The sequence below is a fragment of the Brakhagea slesvicensis genome, from assembly GCF_052161625.1.
In the GTDB taxonomy this organism is placed as follows: Bacteria; Planctomycetota; Planctomycetia; order Pirellulales; family Pirellulaceae; genus JBKCUI01.
The window spans coordinates 2,883,621-2,900,797 of record NZ_CP197412.1 but is presented as its reverse complement, the minus strand read 5'-3'; the positions used below and the strand labels follow the sequence as shown (position 1 = coordinate 2,900,797).

General features: G+C 53.8%; 17 protein-coding genes. 7 read left to right on the top strand and 10 right to left on the bottom strand.

Going from position 1 to position 17,177, the window contains the following annotated elements:
* The first annotated feature begins 112 nt into the window (after nucleotides 1-112).
* Nucleotides 113-1,072 carry an ABC transporter ATP-binding protein gene (locus tag SH467x_RS10910; protein ID WP_482371303.1) on the top strand — a complete coding sequence of 320 codons (960 nt, stop codon included), beginning with the start codon at nucleotides 113-115 and terminating at the stop codon, nucleotides 1,070-1,072.
* The gene (locus SH467x_RS10905) at nucleotides 1,069-2,751 is read left to right on the top strand and encodes a hypothetical protein (RefSeq protein WP_482371302.1); all 1,683 of its coding nucleotides are present in this window, start codon (nucleotides 1,069-1,071) and stop codon (nucleotides 2,749-2,751) included. The genes SH467x_RS10910 and SH467x_RS10905 overlap by 4 nt, the downstream gene beginning before the upstream one ends.
* A 42-nt stretch (nucleotides 2,752-2,793) precedes the next feature.
* Here the strand turns inward: SH467x_RS10905 and SH467x_RS10900 are convergent, their stop codons facing one another.
* From SH467x_RS10900 to SH467x_RS10880, 5 genes are all read right to left on the bottom strand, one after another.
* A complete protein-coding gene (locus SH467x_RS10900; protein WP_482371301.1) occupies nucleotides 2,794-5,112 on the bottom strand; it encodes a cyanophycin metabolism-associated ABC transporter in 2,319 nt (772 codons plus the stop codon).
* A 102-nt stretch (nucleotides 5,113-5,214) separates the two neighbouring features.
* Nucleotides 5,215-7,317 carry a prolyl oligopeptidase family serine peptidase gene (locus tag SH467x_RS10895; protein ID WP_482371300.1) on the bottom strand — a complete coding sequence of 701 codons (2,103 nt, stop codon included), beginning with the start codon at nucleotides 7,315-7,317 and terminating at the stop codon, nucleotides 5,215-5,217.
* Between the two features lie 113 nt (nucleotides 7,318-7,430).
* Nucleotides 7,431-8,609: a hypothetical protein gene (locus SH467x_RS10890; protein ID WP_482371299.1), complete on the bottom strand. Its 1,179-nt coding sequence runs from the start codon at nucleotides 8,607-8,609 to the stop codon at nucleotides 7,431-7,433.
* A 70-nt stretch (nucleotides 8,610-8,679) separates the two neighbouring features.
* Nucleotides 8,680-9,423, bottom strand: a complete 744-nt coding sequence (locus SH467x_RS10885) for a hypothetical protein (protein ID WP_482371298.1) — start codon at nucleotides 9,421-9,423, stop codon at nucleotides 8,680-8,682.
* A 75-nt stretch (nucleotides 9,424-9,498) separates the two neighbouring features.
* A complete protein-coding gene (locus tag SH467x_RS10880; protein WP_482371297.1) occupies nucleotides 9,499-10,269 on the bottom strand; it encodes an MBL fold metallo-hydrolase in 771 nt (256 codons plus the stop codon).
* Between the two features lie 167 nt (nucleotides 10,270-10,436).
* Here SH467x_RS10880 and SH467x_RS10875 point away from each other — a divergent pair, with 167 nt between their 5' ends.
* The 3 genes from SH467x_RS10875 to SH467x_RS10865 all read left to right on the top strand — a co-directional run bounded on the left by SH467x_RS10875 (nucleotide 10,437) and on the right by SH467x_RS10865 (nucleotide 13,563).
* Nucleotides 10,437-10,889 (top strand): bis(5'-nucleosyl)-tetraphosphatase, encoded by a 453-nt coding sequence (locus SH467x_RS10875; protein ID WP_482371296.1) that lies wholly within the window; start codon nucleotides 10,437-10,439, stop codon nucleotides 10,887-10,889.
* A gap of 71 nt (nucleotides 10,890-10,960) precedes the next feature.
* Nucleotides 10,961-12,979 carry an FG-GAP repeat domain-containing protein gene (locus SH467x_RS10870; protein WP_482371295.1) on the top strand — a complete coding sequence of 673 codons (2,019 nt, stop codon included), beginning with the start codon at nucleotides 10,961-10,963 and terminating at the stop codon, nucleotides 12,977-12,979.
* A gap of 443 nt (nucleotides 12,980-13,422) precedes the next feature.
* The gene (locus SH467x_RS10865; protein ID WP_482371294.1) at nucleotides 13,423-13,563 is read left to right on the top strand and encodes a hypothetical protein; all 141 of its coding nucleotides are present in this window, start codon (nucleotides 13,423-13,425) and stop codon (nucleotides 13,561-13,563) included.
* 230 nt (nucleotides 13,564-13,793) lie between these two features.
* Here the strand turns inward: SH467x_RS10865 and SH467x_RS10860 are convergent, their stop codons facing one another.
* On the bottom strand, nucleotides 13,794-14,204 hold the full coding sequence (locus SH467x_RS10860) for a GxxExxY protein (RefSeq protein ID WP_482371293.1): 411 nt from the start codon (nucleotides 14,202-14,204) through the stop codon (nucleotides 13,794-13,796).
* Nucleotides 14,205-14,293: 89 nt separating this feature from the next.
* Here SH467x_RS10860 and SH467x_RS10855 point away from each other — a divergent pair, with 89 nt between their 5' ends.
* Nucleotides 14,294-14,434, top strand: a complete 141-nt coding sequence (locus tag SH467x_RS10855) for a hypothetical protein (protein ID WP_482371292.1) — start codon at nucleotides 14,294-14,296, stop codon at nucleotides 14,432-14,434.
* Nucleotides 14,435-14,459: 25 nt separating this feature from the next.
* Here the strand turns inward: SH467x_RS10855 and SH467x_RS10850 are convergent, their stop codons facing one another.
* From SH467x_RS10850 to SH467x_RS10840, 3 genes are all read right to left on the bottom strand, one after another.
* Nucleotides 14,460-14,873 (bottom strand): GxxExxY protein, encoded by a 414-nt coding sequence (locus SH467x_RS10850; protein WP_482371291.1) that lies wholly within the window; start codon nucleotides 14,871-14,873, stop codon nucleotides 14,460-14,462.
* Nucleotides 14,874-14,891: 18 nt separating this feature from the next.
* The gene (locus SH467x_RS10845; RefSeq protein WP_482371290.1) at nucleotides 14,892-15,068 is read right to left on the bottom strand and encodes a hypothetical protein; all 177 of its coding nucleotides are present in this window, start codon (nucleotides 15,066-15,068) and stop codon (nucleotides 14,892-14,894) included.
* A gap of 380 nt (nucleotides 15,069-15,448) precedes the next feature.
* Nucleotides 15,449-15,859: a GxxExxY protein gene (locus SH467x_RS10840; protein ID WP_482371289.1), complete on the bottom strand. Its 411-nt coding sequence runs from the start codon at nucleotides 15,857-15,859 to the stop codon at nucleotides 15,449-15,451.
* Nucleotides 15,860-15,933: 74 nt separating this feature from the next.
* Here SH467x_RS10840 and SH467x_RS10835 point away from each other — a divergent pair, with 74 nt between their 5' ends.
* A complete protein-coding gene (locus SH467x_RS10835) occupies nucleotides 15,934-16,089 on the top strand; it encodes a hypothetical protein (protein WP_482371288.1) in 156 nt (51 codons plus the stop codon).
* Nucleotides 16,090-16,101: 12 nt separating this feature from the next.
* Here the strand turns inward: SH467x_RS10835 and SH467x_RS10830 are convergent, their stop codons facing one another.
* Complete coding sequence (locus SH467x_RS10830) at nucleotides 16,102-17,121, bottom strand: AhpC/TSA family protein (protein WP_482371287.1); 1,020 nt, start codon at nucleotides 17,119-17,121, stop codon at nucleotides 16,102-16,104.
* Nucleotides 17,122-17,177 lie beyond the last annotated feature (56 nt).

The following is a 17,177-nucleotide window of genomic DNA, read 5'->3' as shown; positions in this document are numbered from 1 at the left end:
CAGGCGCAACACGTTTTCTTCAAGCGACTTCGTCTAGAATACGGGGTATTGTCCTAACGCCGGCGATACCGGCCTACCCCGTCACAAGTGGATCACGCTCGAAGGCACGAATATGGTTGATGCCGTGCACACATCGGCGACGCCGATGATCGAACTGCGTCGCTTGCACCGATTTTTTGGTGCAACGAAGGCGGTGCAGGACGTTTCGTTTGAAGTCTACCGAGGTCAGGTGTTCGGATACATCGGCCCCAACGGCGCTGGGAAAACAACCAGCATGCGCATCTTGTCTACGCTTGAGCTCCCGAGCTATGGAGATGCTTTTATCGATGGGTTTTCCGCAGTGAGCGACCCGGACTTGGTCCGCCGTCGTCTCGGTTTCATGCCCGACGGTTTCTCCGTCTACCCCAACATGAACTGCGTTGAGTATCTCGACTTCTTCGCTCGCTCGTACGGATTGATAGGCAAGGATCGAATCTCTGCCATCAAGCGGACACTCGGCTTCACGGGCCTCGATAAAATCGCATCCAAACCGATCACAGGTCTGTCGAAAGGGATGAGACAGCGACTTTGCCTGGGTCGCGCCATGATCCATCAACCCACGGTTCTCATCCTTGATGAACCGGCCAACGGTCTAGATCCCCGCGCCCGGATCGAGCTCCGACAAATGATCCAGCAACTTGCCTCCGAAGGCACGACAGTCCTCGTCTCCTCGCACATCCTCACCGAACTTGCAGAAATGTGCGATCAAGTCGGGATTATTGAACGCGGCAAACTGCTGGCGGTAGGAAGTGTGGAAGAAATCCGCAGGACGATGCGCGGACATCTTCGCGTTCGCATCGTCCCTTTGAATCGGCAAGAAGAAATCGCCACCTGGCTGTCCCAACGGGACGGTGTTGGCGAACTGGCCCCCTCCGGGAGCTTGATCTCGTTTTCGTTAGATGGAGGCGAGGTCGAGCAAGCCCAGTTGCTCACCGATTTGATCCAAGCCGGATTCCCGCTCCTCGAATTCGCGGCGCACACGGAATCGCTTGAAGATGTGTTCATGAAAATCACGACGGGAGCCGTCCAATGAGTTCAATCGAAGCGACACCGGACAAATCGATGGTCGTGCCGGGGACTCATGCCGTCGACCCTCACAAACAAATCATCGAGCAATTGTTGGATGGCCAAAGCCGTTGGGACAAAAGATTGATCCAGTGGAGCAACTGGCTCAATCCCATTCTGGTCAAGGAAACGCGTCAGGCTTTAAAGAGCAAGCAGTTTACTTGGACCTTCGGGTTGCTGATCATGGTCGTCCTAGCTTGGTCCCTACTGGGATTGCTCAGCTCCATCCCCAATATTTATTACGCTTCCGATGGTCGCGGTTTGCTGAGCGGCTATCTGCTCATCCTCGTCGTGCCCGCCTGGTTGATCATTCCCCAGGCTTCGTTTCGATCCATGGCCTCCGAACTGGATGATGGAACTTTCGAGACGTTGTCGTTATCGATGCTGCGACCACGCCATATTATCCTTGGCAAGCTGAATGTTGCGGCATTGCAGTTGATCATTTATCTCTCTGTAATCGCCCCATGCATTGCGCTCACCTACCTCCTTCGAGGGGTTACACTCGAAACCATTCTGTTCGAGTTGATCGTCGTGGTGATGACGACCTTGGGGTTAGCCATGATCGCGATCGCATTCGCGTCCTTTTCAAGGAGCCGAGCTCTGCAGATCGTCTTCTCGCTCGTATTGATCCTGCTGCAATTGGTCCTGACCTTCATCCTCTGTTCTTTACTCATTGCAGTGGCATGGCAAGGGGTAGGGTTCGGTGGATTTGATCAAGCCCAGGCGAGTTGGATCGCCCTCGGAGCTGCCGCATTGTTCCTCGGACTCTATATGTGGGTTCTTTTCGCCTGCTCATCCGCCTTGATCGGCGTATCGAGCGCCAACACATCGACCCCGATTCGCGTTTCGTTGATGGTGACGGGTTGGGGTATCGCGATGGTCGGTGTCGCGATGGCGATCCTCGTCTCTCCGGAGGCAACGGGCGTCTTCATGATTCTTCTTGGAATGCATTGGGGCATCGCAGGTTCGTTCATCGTAGGGGAACGAGGCTTCATCTCAACGCGTGCCAAGAGAACGCTACCCTCTGGAATCCTTTCCAAGCTTTTCTTCAGTTGGGTGATTCCCGGGCCAGGCACAGGCTATGTTTTTGTCGTGTTGAGCTCGCTCGGAGCTTCCATTGCACTCGTTGTGAGCCAGATGTTGGCCTCGGAGCGATACTGGGATTACTGGTTTGCACTCATTTGGTATGCGATTGCGATCAATCTTTATTTGGCCTTCTATTTAGGTCTCGGACGACTTGGTTCGTGGATATTGTTCCGACGTTCTCGAAGTGGACGCATGTTCGGAACCGCCGTGCTGATCGCCGTACTCAATGTTATCGCCATTCTCGCGACCTGCACCTTCAGCTTGATGAGCAGCAATTACATGCGAATGGATTACGAATGGTTTTGCTTTGCGAACCCGTGGTGGACTCTCAGCGAGATCGTCCCGTTTCTCACTCGCACCACCAACAACACGGAGGAGTTCGCTATCTTTTGCTTGGGTGTCGTTACTCTTCCGATTTTCATGATCAATCTTTTCCTATCCGCGAAGGACATTGTGATCCAACGGATTGAAACACCGGATCGAGTCGCTTCCGAGCACGATAAAAAGAATCGTCGCGAGGTCAAACGTGAGCCCGAACCGGAGATCGATCCGTTGGCTTGAGAACCCAGCGGACTCGGCTCAAAGCCCGACTCAAAGCTCGGCTCAAAGCTCTTCGTGTAGATTCATCTGATGCTGGGCTTGGTTCAATCGCGAGTAAGTTCCACCGAGTGCCAGCAGCTCCTCGTGGGAACCGATCTCCGTGATCCGCCCCTTTTCTAAAACGACGATGCGATTCGCTTTTCGAAGCGTGCTGATCCGGTGCGCGATGGCGATCGTCGTTCTTCCTTGAACGAGCACATCGAGGGCTTCTTGAATCTGCCTTTCCGTTTCAGTGTCCACCGCGGAAGTCGCTTCGTCCAAGATCAGGATGCGAGGGTCGGTGAGCAACGCTCGGGCGATCGAAATCCGCTGCCTCTCTCCTCCCGACAGGGACTGGCCACGTTCCCCGACGAGCGAATCGTAACCATCTGCAAGCCGAAGGATAAAATCATGGGCTTTGGCAGCGCGGGCGGCGGCGACGATCTCTTCACGCGTCGCGCCAGGCTTTCCATAGGCGATATTGTCCGCAATGGAACCAAAGAAGAGAAAGGGCTCTTGAAGCACGATCCCGATGTTGCTTCGGTAATCGTTGATTGGATAAGAGCGAATGTCGTTGCCATCGACCAGAATCGCGCCGCTGGATACGTCATAGAAACGGCAAACCAAATTGACCAACGTACTCTTACCTGCGCCGCTCGGCCCTACAAGGCCAATCATCTCGCCAGGCCTGATCGAGAGATTGACATTGTGAATGACTTGCCTCGTTCCATAGCGAAACGTGATGTCTCGAATTTCGACTTGCCCGGCTACACGTCCGGGGTGAATAGGTTTTTCGGGCTCGGAAACACTGGGGACGCGGTCCAAGATCTCGAAAATGCGATGTGTGGCGGCAGCGGTTCGCTGGGCATTGGCGAGCAAACGACTCATATCGTCCAAACGAATGTAAAGCCTACCGATGCACGCGATAAAGGCAGCGACCACCCCATAGGTAATTGTGCCGTGAAAGACTTGATAAGCACCAAAGCCCCACACGACGAGCAATCCAATATCGGTGAGCAATGTGATCACGGGGGAGAAGGCGGCCCACACGCGATTGACGCGGTGGTTGGCTCCTAATACATGGTCGTTGCTATCGCAAAATCGCTGGACTTCCCGCTTCTCCTGCGCAAAGGCCTTCACCACCCGGATACCAGGAATGGTGTCAGCGAGGACGTTGACCATCTCGGCCCAAGCAGCGCTACCGCGAGCGAACCCCGCCCGCATCTTGCTCTGTACGCTGGCGACCATCCAAGCAATGAACGGAAATGGCAATAGTCCGACTAGCGCGAGGGTCGGATGGATCCAGAACAACGCGATACCCGTCATCAAGATCATGAGGATGTCGGTTGCGAAATCGAGAAGGTGAATGGATAAGAAATCGCAGATCCGCTGCGTGTCATTGCTGATACGAGAAATCAGATCCCCCGTGCGTTTACCTCCAAAAAACTCGAGCGACAGTTTTTGCAAATGGCCATATGTCGCATTCCGAAGGTCCGCAGCGATCTGCTCGCTCGCTTTGGCTAAGACGTACGTCTTGCACCAGCTCAGCAGCCAACTCAAGATTGCGGCGCCGAACATCCCGAGCAAGAGCCATGGAACCAATCCGAACTCCGGTTCCGGCAGCGCGTTGAGGTCGATCCTCGAAGCAGGGTTGTCCATGACTTCTTGAACCAGATCGTGCTGTTTCTGCGCTGGATACAGCACACGATCGACCAAAGGGACGGTCAGAAGGGGCGGTAACAATCCCACGCTCGTGCTCATGAGCGTGAGGAAGAAACCGAGAGTGATCATCTTCAAATGCGGCTTGGCAAATCGGTTGAGTCGCAGCAGCGATCGACCGGTGTCGGGAGCCGCTGTCGGGGCGCAATTGGCGCAGACCGATTGCCCGCGTGCCATCGTCCCACCGCACGAAGGACAAATCGAAGGGGCCCGCTCTTCGGAAATGAAGCCCTGCCGGAGGCTTTTGAACTCATTTACCAACGCGGCGGCCGCGCTGCTTTGGCTGGTGGTAAATCGCCAAGCGGCGATTCGATGATGGGGCCCTAGCAGCTCCAACAATGCCAGACCGGATCGATCCAGCTTTTTCATTTCCTCGATTTGGTCGATCGGAAACCGAGACAACGGGGGGAGCTTCGCATCCTCGGTGACCGGCTGATAACCGAGGACCGCTCGATTGGTGAGAATGACGATCCCGTTGCCGAAATGTAGCCGCTCATCCAAATTGGGTTCGAACCAAGCGAGGATTCCTTCGTTTGGTTCGAGGGTTGATCGAAGTGCTTCACGGACGGAAGCTGGCAGCTCCTCCACGGACAAAAAATCGGAGTTCTCTTCGGCTAATGTCACTTCGAATGCTATTCATCGGTTTGGAAAAGGTTGTACCTGTCCCAAATCGTAGCCGAAAACAATTCCGCTGTCGCGAGCGGTTTGCAATACCCGCTCGCGTCACTACCGAACTTGCCAGGCCTCGTCAAAGAATCCCGCCGCAGCCACTTTGCCCGGCCAACGAGCGTCCGGAGCGGTTCGGATATCGATGACCGCCCAATCAGGCAGCTTGGGGACTTGACGAGCATTGTTGAGATAATCGTACTCGCGATAGGAGAAGCCGCTGTTGAGGACAACATAGCGCGAGGGATTTTGAGGATTGGGGTAAATCATGGCAGGAACATGGTGGGAGGCTTCGTAGCTGTTTCCGCCGATCGCGAGTTTCCCCGCATCCCATTGCAAGGGTAGCTTTCCCAGGATCGCAGCAATGCGAGGATTGCTCTTCGGATCCCCCCAAAGAACGATGTTGTTCTGGTCGATGTCCGTATCCTTGAGATCCTCTGCGGAGACCACCCGGATATCACCTCGCATTTGGCGATGCCACTCTCGAACCGCCCGCTCGAATTCCGCTTGCACCCATCGGTCCAAATCCGGGTGTTGGCCGGTTGCTGTCGGCTTCACGAACAAAAACGAGGACATGAACGCATCGTCGATCGGTCCTTGCAAATCATGAACCTTGGCAAGCGACTGGGACTCGTCGAGAGGGGACCTCAAGACCCAATCGATCTTCCCATGAGCCTCGGTTTGCACGAGCCGGAAACGAACCGACTTGTCTGAACGCAGGTTGGCTTTGATATGGGCATAACGAGAGCCTGCGGGGATATCGTCTCCGCGATTAACACTGACAAAGATCTCGGAAATATCCTCTGGGAAAAATCCTGGATCGAAGCGGAGGGTGAACGAAGTCACTCCGCGTGGGTGAACGGTAACGGACGCCCGTCCCTTTTCATTGGTTGACTTCCGAACATCCGCTTGCACCCGAGCTGGTTCCCAATGTTTCTTTAAGCCATCGATAGTGAGCCAGTGGCATTGGTTGTATTTGAGGGTGTAGGTGGTGAAGTCGACGGTCGTCGGAGCGCCATCTGGCCTCTCTGCGTAGAGAAGCCCTAGAAGTCGTTCGACTTCTTTAAGAGTATTGGGCTCGATCTTGTGGGCGGTGCGAGGGCCGATCAAGTGCGTTAATTCGAAGCGATCGGACTCGGGTTGATTCCAAGCAGCCTCTGCCATGACGTCGGCCGCTTGCTTCTGCTTGTCGATCTCCCCGCTGTAAGCGATCGTTGGGAGATTCTTCAAATTGTTCACCCAATAGGGGCAATCGTAGAGTTTCCAAAGGGTCTGTTCGTAGGGCGCAGGCTCGAGTTTCTCTGATTGAAACACATTCAAGAATTTGGGGGTTTCGGAAAAGCCCGCGCCGGGATTCGCGGCGAACCATCGATCAGGATAGTGAACCGCCAAATGCCAAGCGGCAGCTCCCCCCATCGAAAAACCTCGAATCGCGACTCCGTTCGCATCGATAGGGTACTCCCCTTTGGCATGTTCCAGCGCCTCCAACGTATCGACTTCGCCGGCCAATTTGTTGGCATTGCAATACCGTCCTAGGGGGTGGATCATCAAAACGCCGGGGGCTGGCATCGGATCCGCCGCGGTCATTCGCTGAGCGAGAAACTGAAGCTCGAGACCTTTTTCACTTCGTCCGCGACACCAGACATCGGCTCGAACCGATCTCTGCACCGAACCATTCGCACGGTAGACGACTCCGTAAGGTTGAACGGAGCCATCCAGTTTGGAACGAAAACCACGCACGGTTACCAAGTCATCTTGGAGCGAAAGGGGTCCCGCCCAATCGAGCGGTTCGGTGCTGCGCAGGACCTCGGCGCGTCGAACCCCTTCGGCGAGCACGCGTTTTGCATTCTCGCCGTCGCGAGGCTCAAAGAAGCCGTTCTCGGTGAGGGCGATGCGAAGGGCCTTTTCAAAGATTTCGACGTCGGGCAAGTACTTGGTGACGCGGGTCGAGCGATTCTTCTTCAGCTCGGAGACCAACCGAGCCAACTGCTCGCGCCCGGTTTCCAATTCCTGGCGCAACTCTTTGGAGATCTCGATTCCTGGAGGTGGAATCGGTCGGACCGAGTTGACTTGATTGTCCGCAGGGCCATCGGCGTACAAAGGGATCGTCAGGAGAGAGGAGGCGAGTGCCAACGAAAAGCTGATTCGTCGAAATCGAGACATAGGAAAGCCGAGGTGAGAGAGCAAGGGAGGGAATTGGGGACCCCTATTCTACTTGCTCGCTCATCGGGCGGGCTCCGAGGCCTCCCCTGTTCGATCGATTTTCCGCTTGCCCGTTAGGTCGCGGGTTTGGTCTCGAGAGCCGGGGCAGTCCCATGGCCACCCGCTGCGGGGGCTCCATGCGGCTTCGCCTTCGGGGCAAACACCAACACGGTCACAGCGCCGGAAATCCCCAATAGCAAGGCAGCCACAAAGTAAGGGGAAATCAAGCCGAGGGTCCCGCCGACCACCATCGAGGTGAGGGTATTAATGACTGGCGCGAAACCGAAGACGAGAGGCATGACAAAAACTGGCTTGCCGCCGTAATTGAACGCAAGAATGATCCCAAGGGCACCGACGGCGCCAGCGGTTCCGGCGAGAATGGACCACAGCATCCCAGGTGCAGCATCGCGCATGGTCAATTGCAGCCCATCGGAGGAGGTCATCAGAATGAGTACCGGTACCGCAACCGCAATGAAGAAGTAAGCGATCCCAACACAACAGAAGGGACGGAGACGGGAGCCTCCCATCTTGGTCTGGCCGATGTGAAGGACGGGTCCATAAGCCCCCCAGCATACGACAGCCAAAAGAATGGAGGCGCCGATTGCCAACGGATTGATTGGATCGTTGGAGGTGGTGGCGTGACTGCCCGACGCATGTTGGGTGTTAGCCTGTGAAGTGGCGGTCTCGGGGCTCGCAACAGCAGCCGCATCACTGGCATCCCCTGTTGCTGCGGGGTCAGGAGCGGTCTCCTTCGATCCATCCGCTGCTTGTGCAACAGCGGGAGCTTTGGAAGGGCCCGGCTTGTTGATCAAGACCCCCACTGCTCCGAGTGCAACGAGTACCAGCCCGACGACAAACATTGGCTTGATCTGCGAAAAGGACTTGTTGATCCAGGATGTAACCAATGTGTTCACGACCGGGGCACCACCGAACACGATCGGCATCACATAAACGGGCGATCCTTTGAAAGCGACCGCCAAGATAACACCGAGAGCCCCGAGCGCTCCGACTGTCCCTGCAAAGAGAGAAAGGATGGTTCCGGTGATGGACCAGAACCCTTTTTCCTTTTTGCTCCCAAGCCATATGGCGGGGATAAGCACGGCGATCAGGAAATAGGCGATTCCGACACCGACGAAGGCTCGGAGAGAGCTATGGCCGAGGAGATCGGTCCCACGGTGTAGCAGGATTCCGTATACGCCCCATGAAAGAGCCGTTAGCGCGGTGAACGCCAGGACAAAAGGCAATTTGATCATGACCGCTTGTAGGGGTTAGATGGCCGAATGGGAAGGAGGGCTTCTCGTTCAAAACGGCCGATCCGGCCCGCTACCGGGTCGCGATGGCATTTTGAAGAGGTTTAAGGATATGGTCCACAACATAGTTGTCCATAAGATCCCGCATCAAACCCTCCAATCTGAACAATTCTTCAGAAAAGTTTTCGTCCGGAGCCAAGGACTCGAAGCGGCGAATAGTGATGTAGACGCTCAGCAGGTCTTCGTTGTAATCCCCCGACTTGGTCTGATAGACCGTCGTACGAGGCTCGAAATGAATTCGTGCATGGGTACGAAACGTATCGTCCAGGGAAATCTGAATCGTCGGCTCATAACTCATCAAAAGAGAACCGGGCCTGGCGGCAATCGACTCCAATGCCATCGGCAAACCGATGGTCTCGGCCAGCAGCTGATTGTGATTTCCGCGATAGCCGTAATCAAAGCCATACATCAGCCCGATAGACTCGCAGTCCAATTTGCTCACCGACAAGAGATAGGGAGCCAACTCCAAGATCTGCTGGTGCTGCTCCATGCCCTCCTCCAAGGAGTTGGGATTGACCACTCCACTGCAAATTCGACGCAGTTCCACAGACGCCCAGCGGTAAGCCCCGTGCGACTTATCCTCTTCGAGGATGAACTCCCCTTTTTCACGCTGGTAGAATCGTCCCATCTTGGGATAGCGTCGCTGCAATTGCTCAAAATAATGAAGCACCGATTCCCGAGAACTTGGAAGATCCATCTCGGTATGAAGGTGGGTGTTGACGTAAAAATCGTCGCTCAAAGATGCGTACGGATTCATGTTGCTGCGCTTTCAGTGAAATTACGTCAAAGATCGGATTGGGCAGGCCTTAGTATAGCGCTGATTGCCTGCGAATCAAAGGCGTGCTAGATCGACAATCAACAAGTCGGACGCTAATAAGATTTGCTCCGGCGTCCGTTTCAGATTCTTCGCCGTCGCAGCATCCAGTTCGATCGGATCGATGCCTGTCTCGAGAGGATTGAAATGGCTAAGTAGCAACCTGCGAATCTTCGCGCGGGCTGCATTCTCGAGGACCGCGCTAGTCCAACTATGCCCCGTCCGAATGGCGAGCTCCCGATAACGATCGGAGAAATTGCACTCGTGAAGCAGCCACTCGACACCTTGGATATGCCCCCAATACTCAGCATCCTCGCGACTGGTAGTGTCGGTAACATAGGCAAGCGAGGTGGAGTTCCAATCCAATCGATACCCCACGCTTCCACCAGGATGCTGGAGGGGAAACCAAGCAACTTGCGTCTCGCCGATGGAGAATTCCGTTCCCAAGTCTTCCAAGGCATGCCACTCGATGGGAGGCATCACGGGAAACAAATCCTCATGGAACAAGTGGCTGCACAGTGCTTCAATCTTCTTCCGCTGCGCATAAACATGGATTCGTTCAAGCGGAGTTGTGGGGAGTAAATCGAGTACGAACGTCAACCCGAATACATGGTCGAGATGGGTGTGCGATAACAAGATGTGAAGATCGGGCCTCGTGATCAACGGCGCCAGCCGAAAAAAACCGCTTCCCGCGTCGAGCACCAAATCGCATTCCGGCAGCGCGTAGCAACTCGTGTGGCGCGTCTCGCTCGGGTGATAGCCTGCTGTACCGAGGCAGTGCAGTTTCATCCAGGCCACTCTCCGATCATCGTTTGCTAGCAGTATTTCCATGCAGGGAGACCCATGCGCGAGCCAGGATCCTCGCTCGCGCACTTATACCCTCCTCGTCGCCACCGGCGTATGATACCCGATTCCCTGAACTCCGGATTCCCCCCCTCTTATTGCAAAAGGTGCCGATGCGACCCTCGCTTTATTCCAGCGGCTTTCTCGTATTTCGCAGGGCCAACGAGCTTGAATTTCTGCTGATGAAGCATCCGAACCGCTGGGACTTGCCCAAAGGGCATCTCGATTTCGGTGAAACAAAGCGTGAAGCAGCCTTGCGAGAACTTTGGGAGGAGACGGGCATCCCCAACTCACTCCTTTGGGTCGACCCTACCTTTGAGTACCAGCAACGCTACTGGGTCCAATACCCGAAGGATCCCGCCCCTCGCTTCAAAGAACTTACGCTGTTCCTCGGTTTCCTCACAGGAGAGGTAGAATTAAAGCTGACGGAACACACCGGATTCCAATGGCGACCTTGGAACCCACCCCATCGCATTCAAGCTCAGACCATCGACCCGCTTTTGGAATCGGTCGCGTCGCATCTCCAGGCTGACAAAACATGGCCATGCTTTGATGCACAACGCTAGAATGCAGCTTGTAGAAGTGATATGTTCCGCACGATCGAACTCGAACCTCTCCCCGTTCATCTTGGAAAACCATGCGAAACCTTTCCGCAAAACTCAAGGCCCGTTTCTTGTGCCGAGCCGGTTATGACTCGATGGTCGCATGCGTGGCAGCGTGCTGGCTGTTGTTCGCCCCCTGCGTCGCGCGTTCCCAAGAACTCCAGCTTCTTGCTTACAACAATCCGGGCCTTACCGTCGACCTGGGGGTCGGTCTTTGGGCTTGGCCCATCCCCTGCGATGCCGACGGCGATGGGGACCTCGATTTGCTAGTCTCCTGTCCCGACAAACCCTCGAACGGCGTCTGGTATTTCGAAAACAAACAGGGAGACACTTCGATTCACAAACGTCCCGTGTTCGAACCCGCTAAACGCCTAAGCGCCACCGTGCATTACGTGATGCCCAGCTATATCGGAGATCAAGTTCGCGTGCTCTCCGCAGGTTGGGAATATCCCGAATTCCTGACAAAGGGGACAGACGTCAAAATCAAACTCCCTATCGATCCCAAATTCCATGCGCCCCAGGGGGGGCAACCGAAAGGCCCCAAGGTTCGCCACAATCAATGGCGCTATGTCGACTACGACGGTGACGGCGCGTTGGATCTTTCGGTCGGGATCGAAGACTGGAGCTATTACGGCTGGGACGATGCCTACGACACAAATGGCAATTGGACCAACGGACCTCTTCACGGATGGATCTACATCTTTCGCAATGCTGGCAACGACCAAACTCCCGACTATGAAAAGCCTTTCCTGATCGAAGCGGATGGCAAACGACTCGATGTCTTCGGTTGCCCTTCCCAGAACTTCGTCGACTTCGACTCCGATGGCGATCTGGATCTCCTTTGCGGAGAGTTCCTCGATCAGTTCACGTATTTCGAAAACATCGGCACCCGACAACAACCCAAGTTCGCAGCGGGTCAACGCGTCACCACTCCTGAGGGAGTCCCCGTTGCCATGGATCTGGAAATGATCGTCCCGATCGCAATGGATTGGGATCGCGACGGAGACGTAGACTTGATCGTCGGCGACGAAGATGGACGCGTCGCGATCGTCGAGAATGTTGGATTACAACATGGTGCACCACAGTTCTTGCAGCCCGATTACTTGCAGCAGAAAGCAGACACGCTCAAGTGCGGCGCGCTCGCGACCCCGTTTCCCTTCGATTGGGATAGCGACGGGGATCTGGATATCCTTTGCGGGAACACGGCTGGCACCATTGAGTTTTTTGAAAATGTCAGTCCGCGCGACGAAAAGATTCTCGTCTGGAATGCGCCCCAGCGACTGGAAGTCGATGGAAAACCATTTCGAGTCATGGCCGGCCCGAACGGGTCCATACAAGGGCCCGCAGAAGCGAAATGGGGTTATACCACTTTGTCCGTTGCCGACTGGGATCACGATGGATTGGCCGACATCGTCTACAACTCTATTTTAGGCCGGGTGGAATGGCTTAAGAATATCGGACAAAAAGGTGCACCGAAGCTGGCTGCGCCACAGAGTATCGACGTGGAATGGGAAGGCAAACAGCCGCCACTGGCTTGGGGATGGGTCCGTCCCCAAGGCAAAGCGCTCCTCACGCAATGGAGAACGACACCTATCGTTTTTGATTTTAACGGAGACGGTCTCCGAGACTTGGCGATGCTGGACCAGCAAGGCTACCTCGCATACTTCGAACGAACCAAATCAGGCGGGGTACTGGCACTCAAAGCACCGAAGAGGAACTTCGTCGATGTGGATGGTCGCCCGCTGCAGCTCAACGGAGGTTTGGCTGGCAAGAGCGGACGAAGGAAACTTTGCGCGGCCGATTGGGACGGGGACGGTAAATTCGATTTGCTTCTCAATTCCTCCAACGCGGATCTGCTGGTGCAAACCGACAAGCGAAACGGGAAATGGGTTATGGAGCGAGTCGGTACCCTCGCGAAGAAGAACATCGAAGGCCACGACGTCAGCCCAAGCGTCGCCGATTTTGACGGCGATGGCATCCCTGAGTTCTTAGGAGGGGCCGAAGATGGCCGCCTCTATTGGATGCAAAACCCTCGTTCTCTCCATAAAGATTGATCGTTCGCTTGCCCAGAAATGGGATCGCCAAAGCATGAACTCGCTAGCGCACCAGACCCATGCTGAAAGTGAAGACTTGCCGTCCCCCATTCGCCGTCGGAGAATCAAATGAAAATCTCGATGGACGGCGATCGGCATGAATCGAAGATCACCGCGTTTTCGAATGAACATGGATGGGCAGGATGAACAGGATAATGTCCAAGAGTCACCGAAAATTTGGTTTCGAAAACGGACTTGGATGCGATGTTGACATTGCACTGTCAGTCCCCTTTCCGGCAAAGCGATCGCCTCGGTGATGGAACCAAACTTCAGATTCGACTGGCTTTGCAAATCCTGTGTATCCTGTTCATCCATGTTCATGCTGTCCTATGACCAAGCTGCAAATTGGTGAAGCGGGACATAGTCTTTGATGTAGTCCTAGCACCAGCGCGCGGTTCGAATCCGTGAATGAAGAGTTGACGGAGTTGCCCAACGAGCAAGGCGAGATCCTAGCCGACATCAAGCAAATGAAAATCTCGATGGACGGCGATCGGCATGAATCGAAGATCACCGCGTTTTTGAATGAACATGGATGGGCAGGATGAACAGGATGATGTCTAAAAGTCACCGAAGATTTGGTTTCGAAAACGGACTTGGATGCGATGTTGACATTGCACTGTCAGTCCTCTTTCCTGCAAATGATCGCCTCGGTGACAGAACCAAACTTCAGATTTGACTGGCTTTGCAAATCCTGTGTATCCTGTTCATCCATGTTCATGCTGTCCGATGATCAAGCTGCAAATTGGTTAAATGGGACATAGTCTTTGATGTAGTCCTAGCACCAGCGCGGTTCGAATACGTGAATGAAGAGTTGACGGAGTTGACCAACGAGCAAGGCAAGACCCAAGCCGACATCAAGCAAATGAAAATATCGATGGACGGCGATCGGCATGAATCGAAGATCACTGCGTTTTCGAATGAACATGGATGGGCAGGATGAACAGGATAATGTCCAAGAGTCACCGACGATTTGGTTGCGAAATCGGACTTGGATGGGATGTCGACACTGGATTGTCAGTCCCTTTTCCTGCAAAGCGATCGCGAGTGCCTTTTCGTAGACCGATTCTAGGAACCCAAGACCCAATTCATTGATCACTTCGAATGCGCATCCAATGATCGCCTCGGTGATGGAACCAAACTTCAGATTTGACTGGCTTTGCAAATCCTGTGTATCCTGTTCATCCATGTTCATTCTGTCCTATGATCAAGCTGCAAATTGGTGAAGTAGGTCATAGTCTTTGATGTAGTCCTAGCACCAGCGCACGGTTCGAATCCGTGAATGAAGAGTTGACGGAGTTGACCAACGAGCAAGGCGAGACCCTAGCCGACATCAATCAAATGAAAATATCGATGGACGGCGATCGGCATGAATCGAAGATCACCGCGTTTTTGAATGAACATGGATGGGCAGGATGAACAGGATGATGTCTAAAGGTGCAAACTATTGCTTGTTTCGCGTAAACCGTTTGTATTCCAGTTTTGGACTACCGAAGTTGATCAGCAAGCCAACCTCGATTCCTGTCGCCTTCAAATAGTTGATGATTTGGGCTTGGTGCTCTGGAGCAATAGCTTTGACAGCCTTGAGCTCGACAATGACTTTGCCCTCGACGAATAGGTCCGCATAGAAGTCACCGACGATTTGGTTGCGAAATCGGACTTGGATGGGATGTTGACACTGGATTGTCAGTCCCTTTTCCTGCAAAGCGATCGCGAGTGCCTTTTCGTAGACCGATTCTAGGAACCCAAGACCCAATTCATTGATCACTTCGAATGCGCATCCAATGATCGCCTCGGTGATGGAACCAAACTTCAGATTCGACTGGCTTTGCAAATCCTGTGTATCCTGTTCATCCATGTTCATTCTGTCCAATGATCAAGCTGCAAATTGGTGAAGTAGGACATAGTCTTTGGTGTACTCGGGCACCAGCGCGCGGTACTTCTCAGGTGCAGCATTGAAATCACGTAGCGAAAAGCTGGGGTTGGTTGCCAATTCCGTGTACTGCCGACTATCAATGACATGGCGCACAAGATCGTTCTTCGCGTCGGTCATGCTGGGTTTCTTCTTGGATGCTATAGAGCTTTCGGGATCGGCGCAGCGCATTGTATGGTAGTCCGCAACTCGGAGGCAACTGGAAGCGAAGGCGATCGGCATGAATCGAAGATCACCGCGTTTTCGAATGAACATGGATGGGCAGGATGAACAGGATAATGTCCAAGAGTCACCGAAAATTTGGTTCCGAAAATGGACTTGGATGCGATGTTGACATTGCACTGTCAGTCCCTTCTCCTGCAAATGATCGTCTCGGTTATGGAACCAAACTTCAGATTTGTCTGGCTTTGCAAATCCTGTGTATCCTGTTCATCCATGTTCATACTGTCCGATGATCAAGCTGCAAATTGGTTAAATGGGACATAGTCTTTGATGTAGTCCTAGCACCAGCGCGGTTCGAATACGTGAATGAAGAGTTGACGGAGTTGACCAACGAGCAAGGCAAGACCCAAGCCGACATCAAGCAAATGAAAATATCGATGGACGGCGATCGGCACGAATCGAAGATCACCGCGTTTTCGAATGAACATGGATGGGCAGGATGAACAGGATAATGTCCAAGAGTCACCGACGATTTGGTTGCGAAATCGGACTTGGATGGGATGTTGACACTGGATTGTCAGTCCCTTTTCCTGCAAAGCGATCGCGAGTGCCTTTTCGTAGACCGATTCTAGGAACCCAAGACCCAATTCATTGATCACTTCGAATGCGCATCCAATGATCGCCTCGGTGATGGAACCAAACTTCAGATTTGACTGGCTTTGCAAATCCTGTGTATCCTGTTCATCCATGTTCATGCTGTCCGATGATCAAGCTGCAAATTGGTTAAATGGGACATAGTCTTTGATGTAGTCCTAGCACCAGCGTGCGGTTCGAATCCGTGAATGAAGAGTTGTCGAAGTTGACCAACGAGCAAGGCGAGATCCTAGCCGACATCAAGCAAATGAAAATCTCGATGGACGGCGATCGGCACGAATCGAAGATCACCGCGTTTTCGAATGAACATGGATGGGCAGGATGAACAGGATGATGTCTACAGAGCTTTCGGGATCGGTGCAGCGCATTGCAATGTCGCTCGAAGCTCGGAGGCAACGGGAAGCGAAGTGGCTGCATCGGCTGCCGGGAAAACTTGTATCGTTCTCCCTTGATCGACGATTGCCGCACCTCCCAATTGGAATCCATCTCCAGAAAGTTTGCCTACGCCATGACCACGAAGAATGGCCGCTTGAAAGCCTTTCCACCAAACAGACGGACCAAATAGCTGAGAAACCGTTCCTCGCCCCAACTGGTACTGTCTATATAGCACACACCCGGGATCCGAAATGTGAATCGTATCTTTGAGCCCGTGAGAGATGAGCAATCGCTCACCTTCCTCGAGGGAACTCATGTGCACCACGACCGGTACCAATCCCAAACTGTGGATTTCTTCTAATCGAGACGCCAACACCGCCAACGTTTCGCGACAGAACGTACAGCCTGCGTGACGAATAAAGACCAACAGGATCGGTCGATCGCTCGACAATGCATCGATCGATTTCCCATTGGAAGATTGGGGACGTGGAAGAATCGCGTCGGCCCCTTGCTCCAAACTACTTCGTGGTTCCAAACCACCTCGTGCCGCCACGGGAACGCGACTGCTCGGATCGCTGTGACTCTTGAACACACCATAAAGAATTGCCGCGAACGGTAACCACCAAATCAAATCGTTCGTCAGAATCGTGACGCCCCACGACCAAGGCAACTCGCCCCGCAAAGCGGCCCCCAAAAATCCAATGGGACCGAAGATCTTTCCAAGGAACCCGACCAGTACGATGGGCCAATGGCGCAAGACATTGGTTGCAGCAATCCAATAGCCGATCCCATATACGCCAACGATCATCCCTACCGCTTGCCAAATCCCGGGATGATTCAGACGAGGTATGCCTGTCCAATCAAACAGAAGATGTGGAAACAGGATCACCCAAACACCCCAAACCAAATTGTAGATGCCCGCCGCTCGCAGTATCCATTGGGGCCATCGCCATTGCGGGAATCTGTCGCTTGTCGTGTCCATCGGATTGCAGCCTTTTAGTTGAAATGAAGGGTCGCTCCCTCCGCCGAACCGATTTC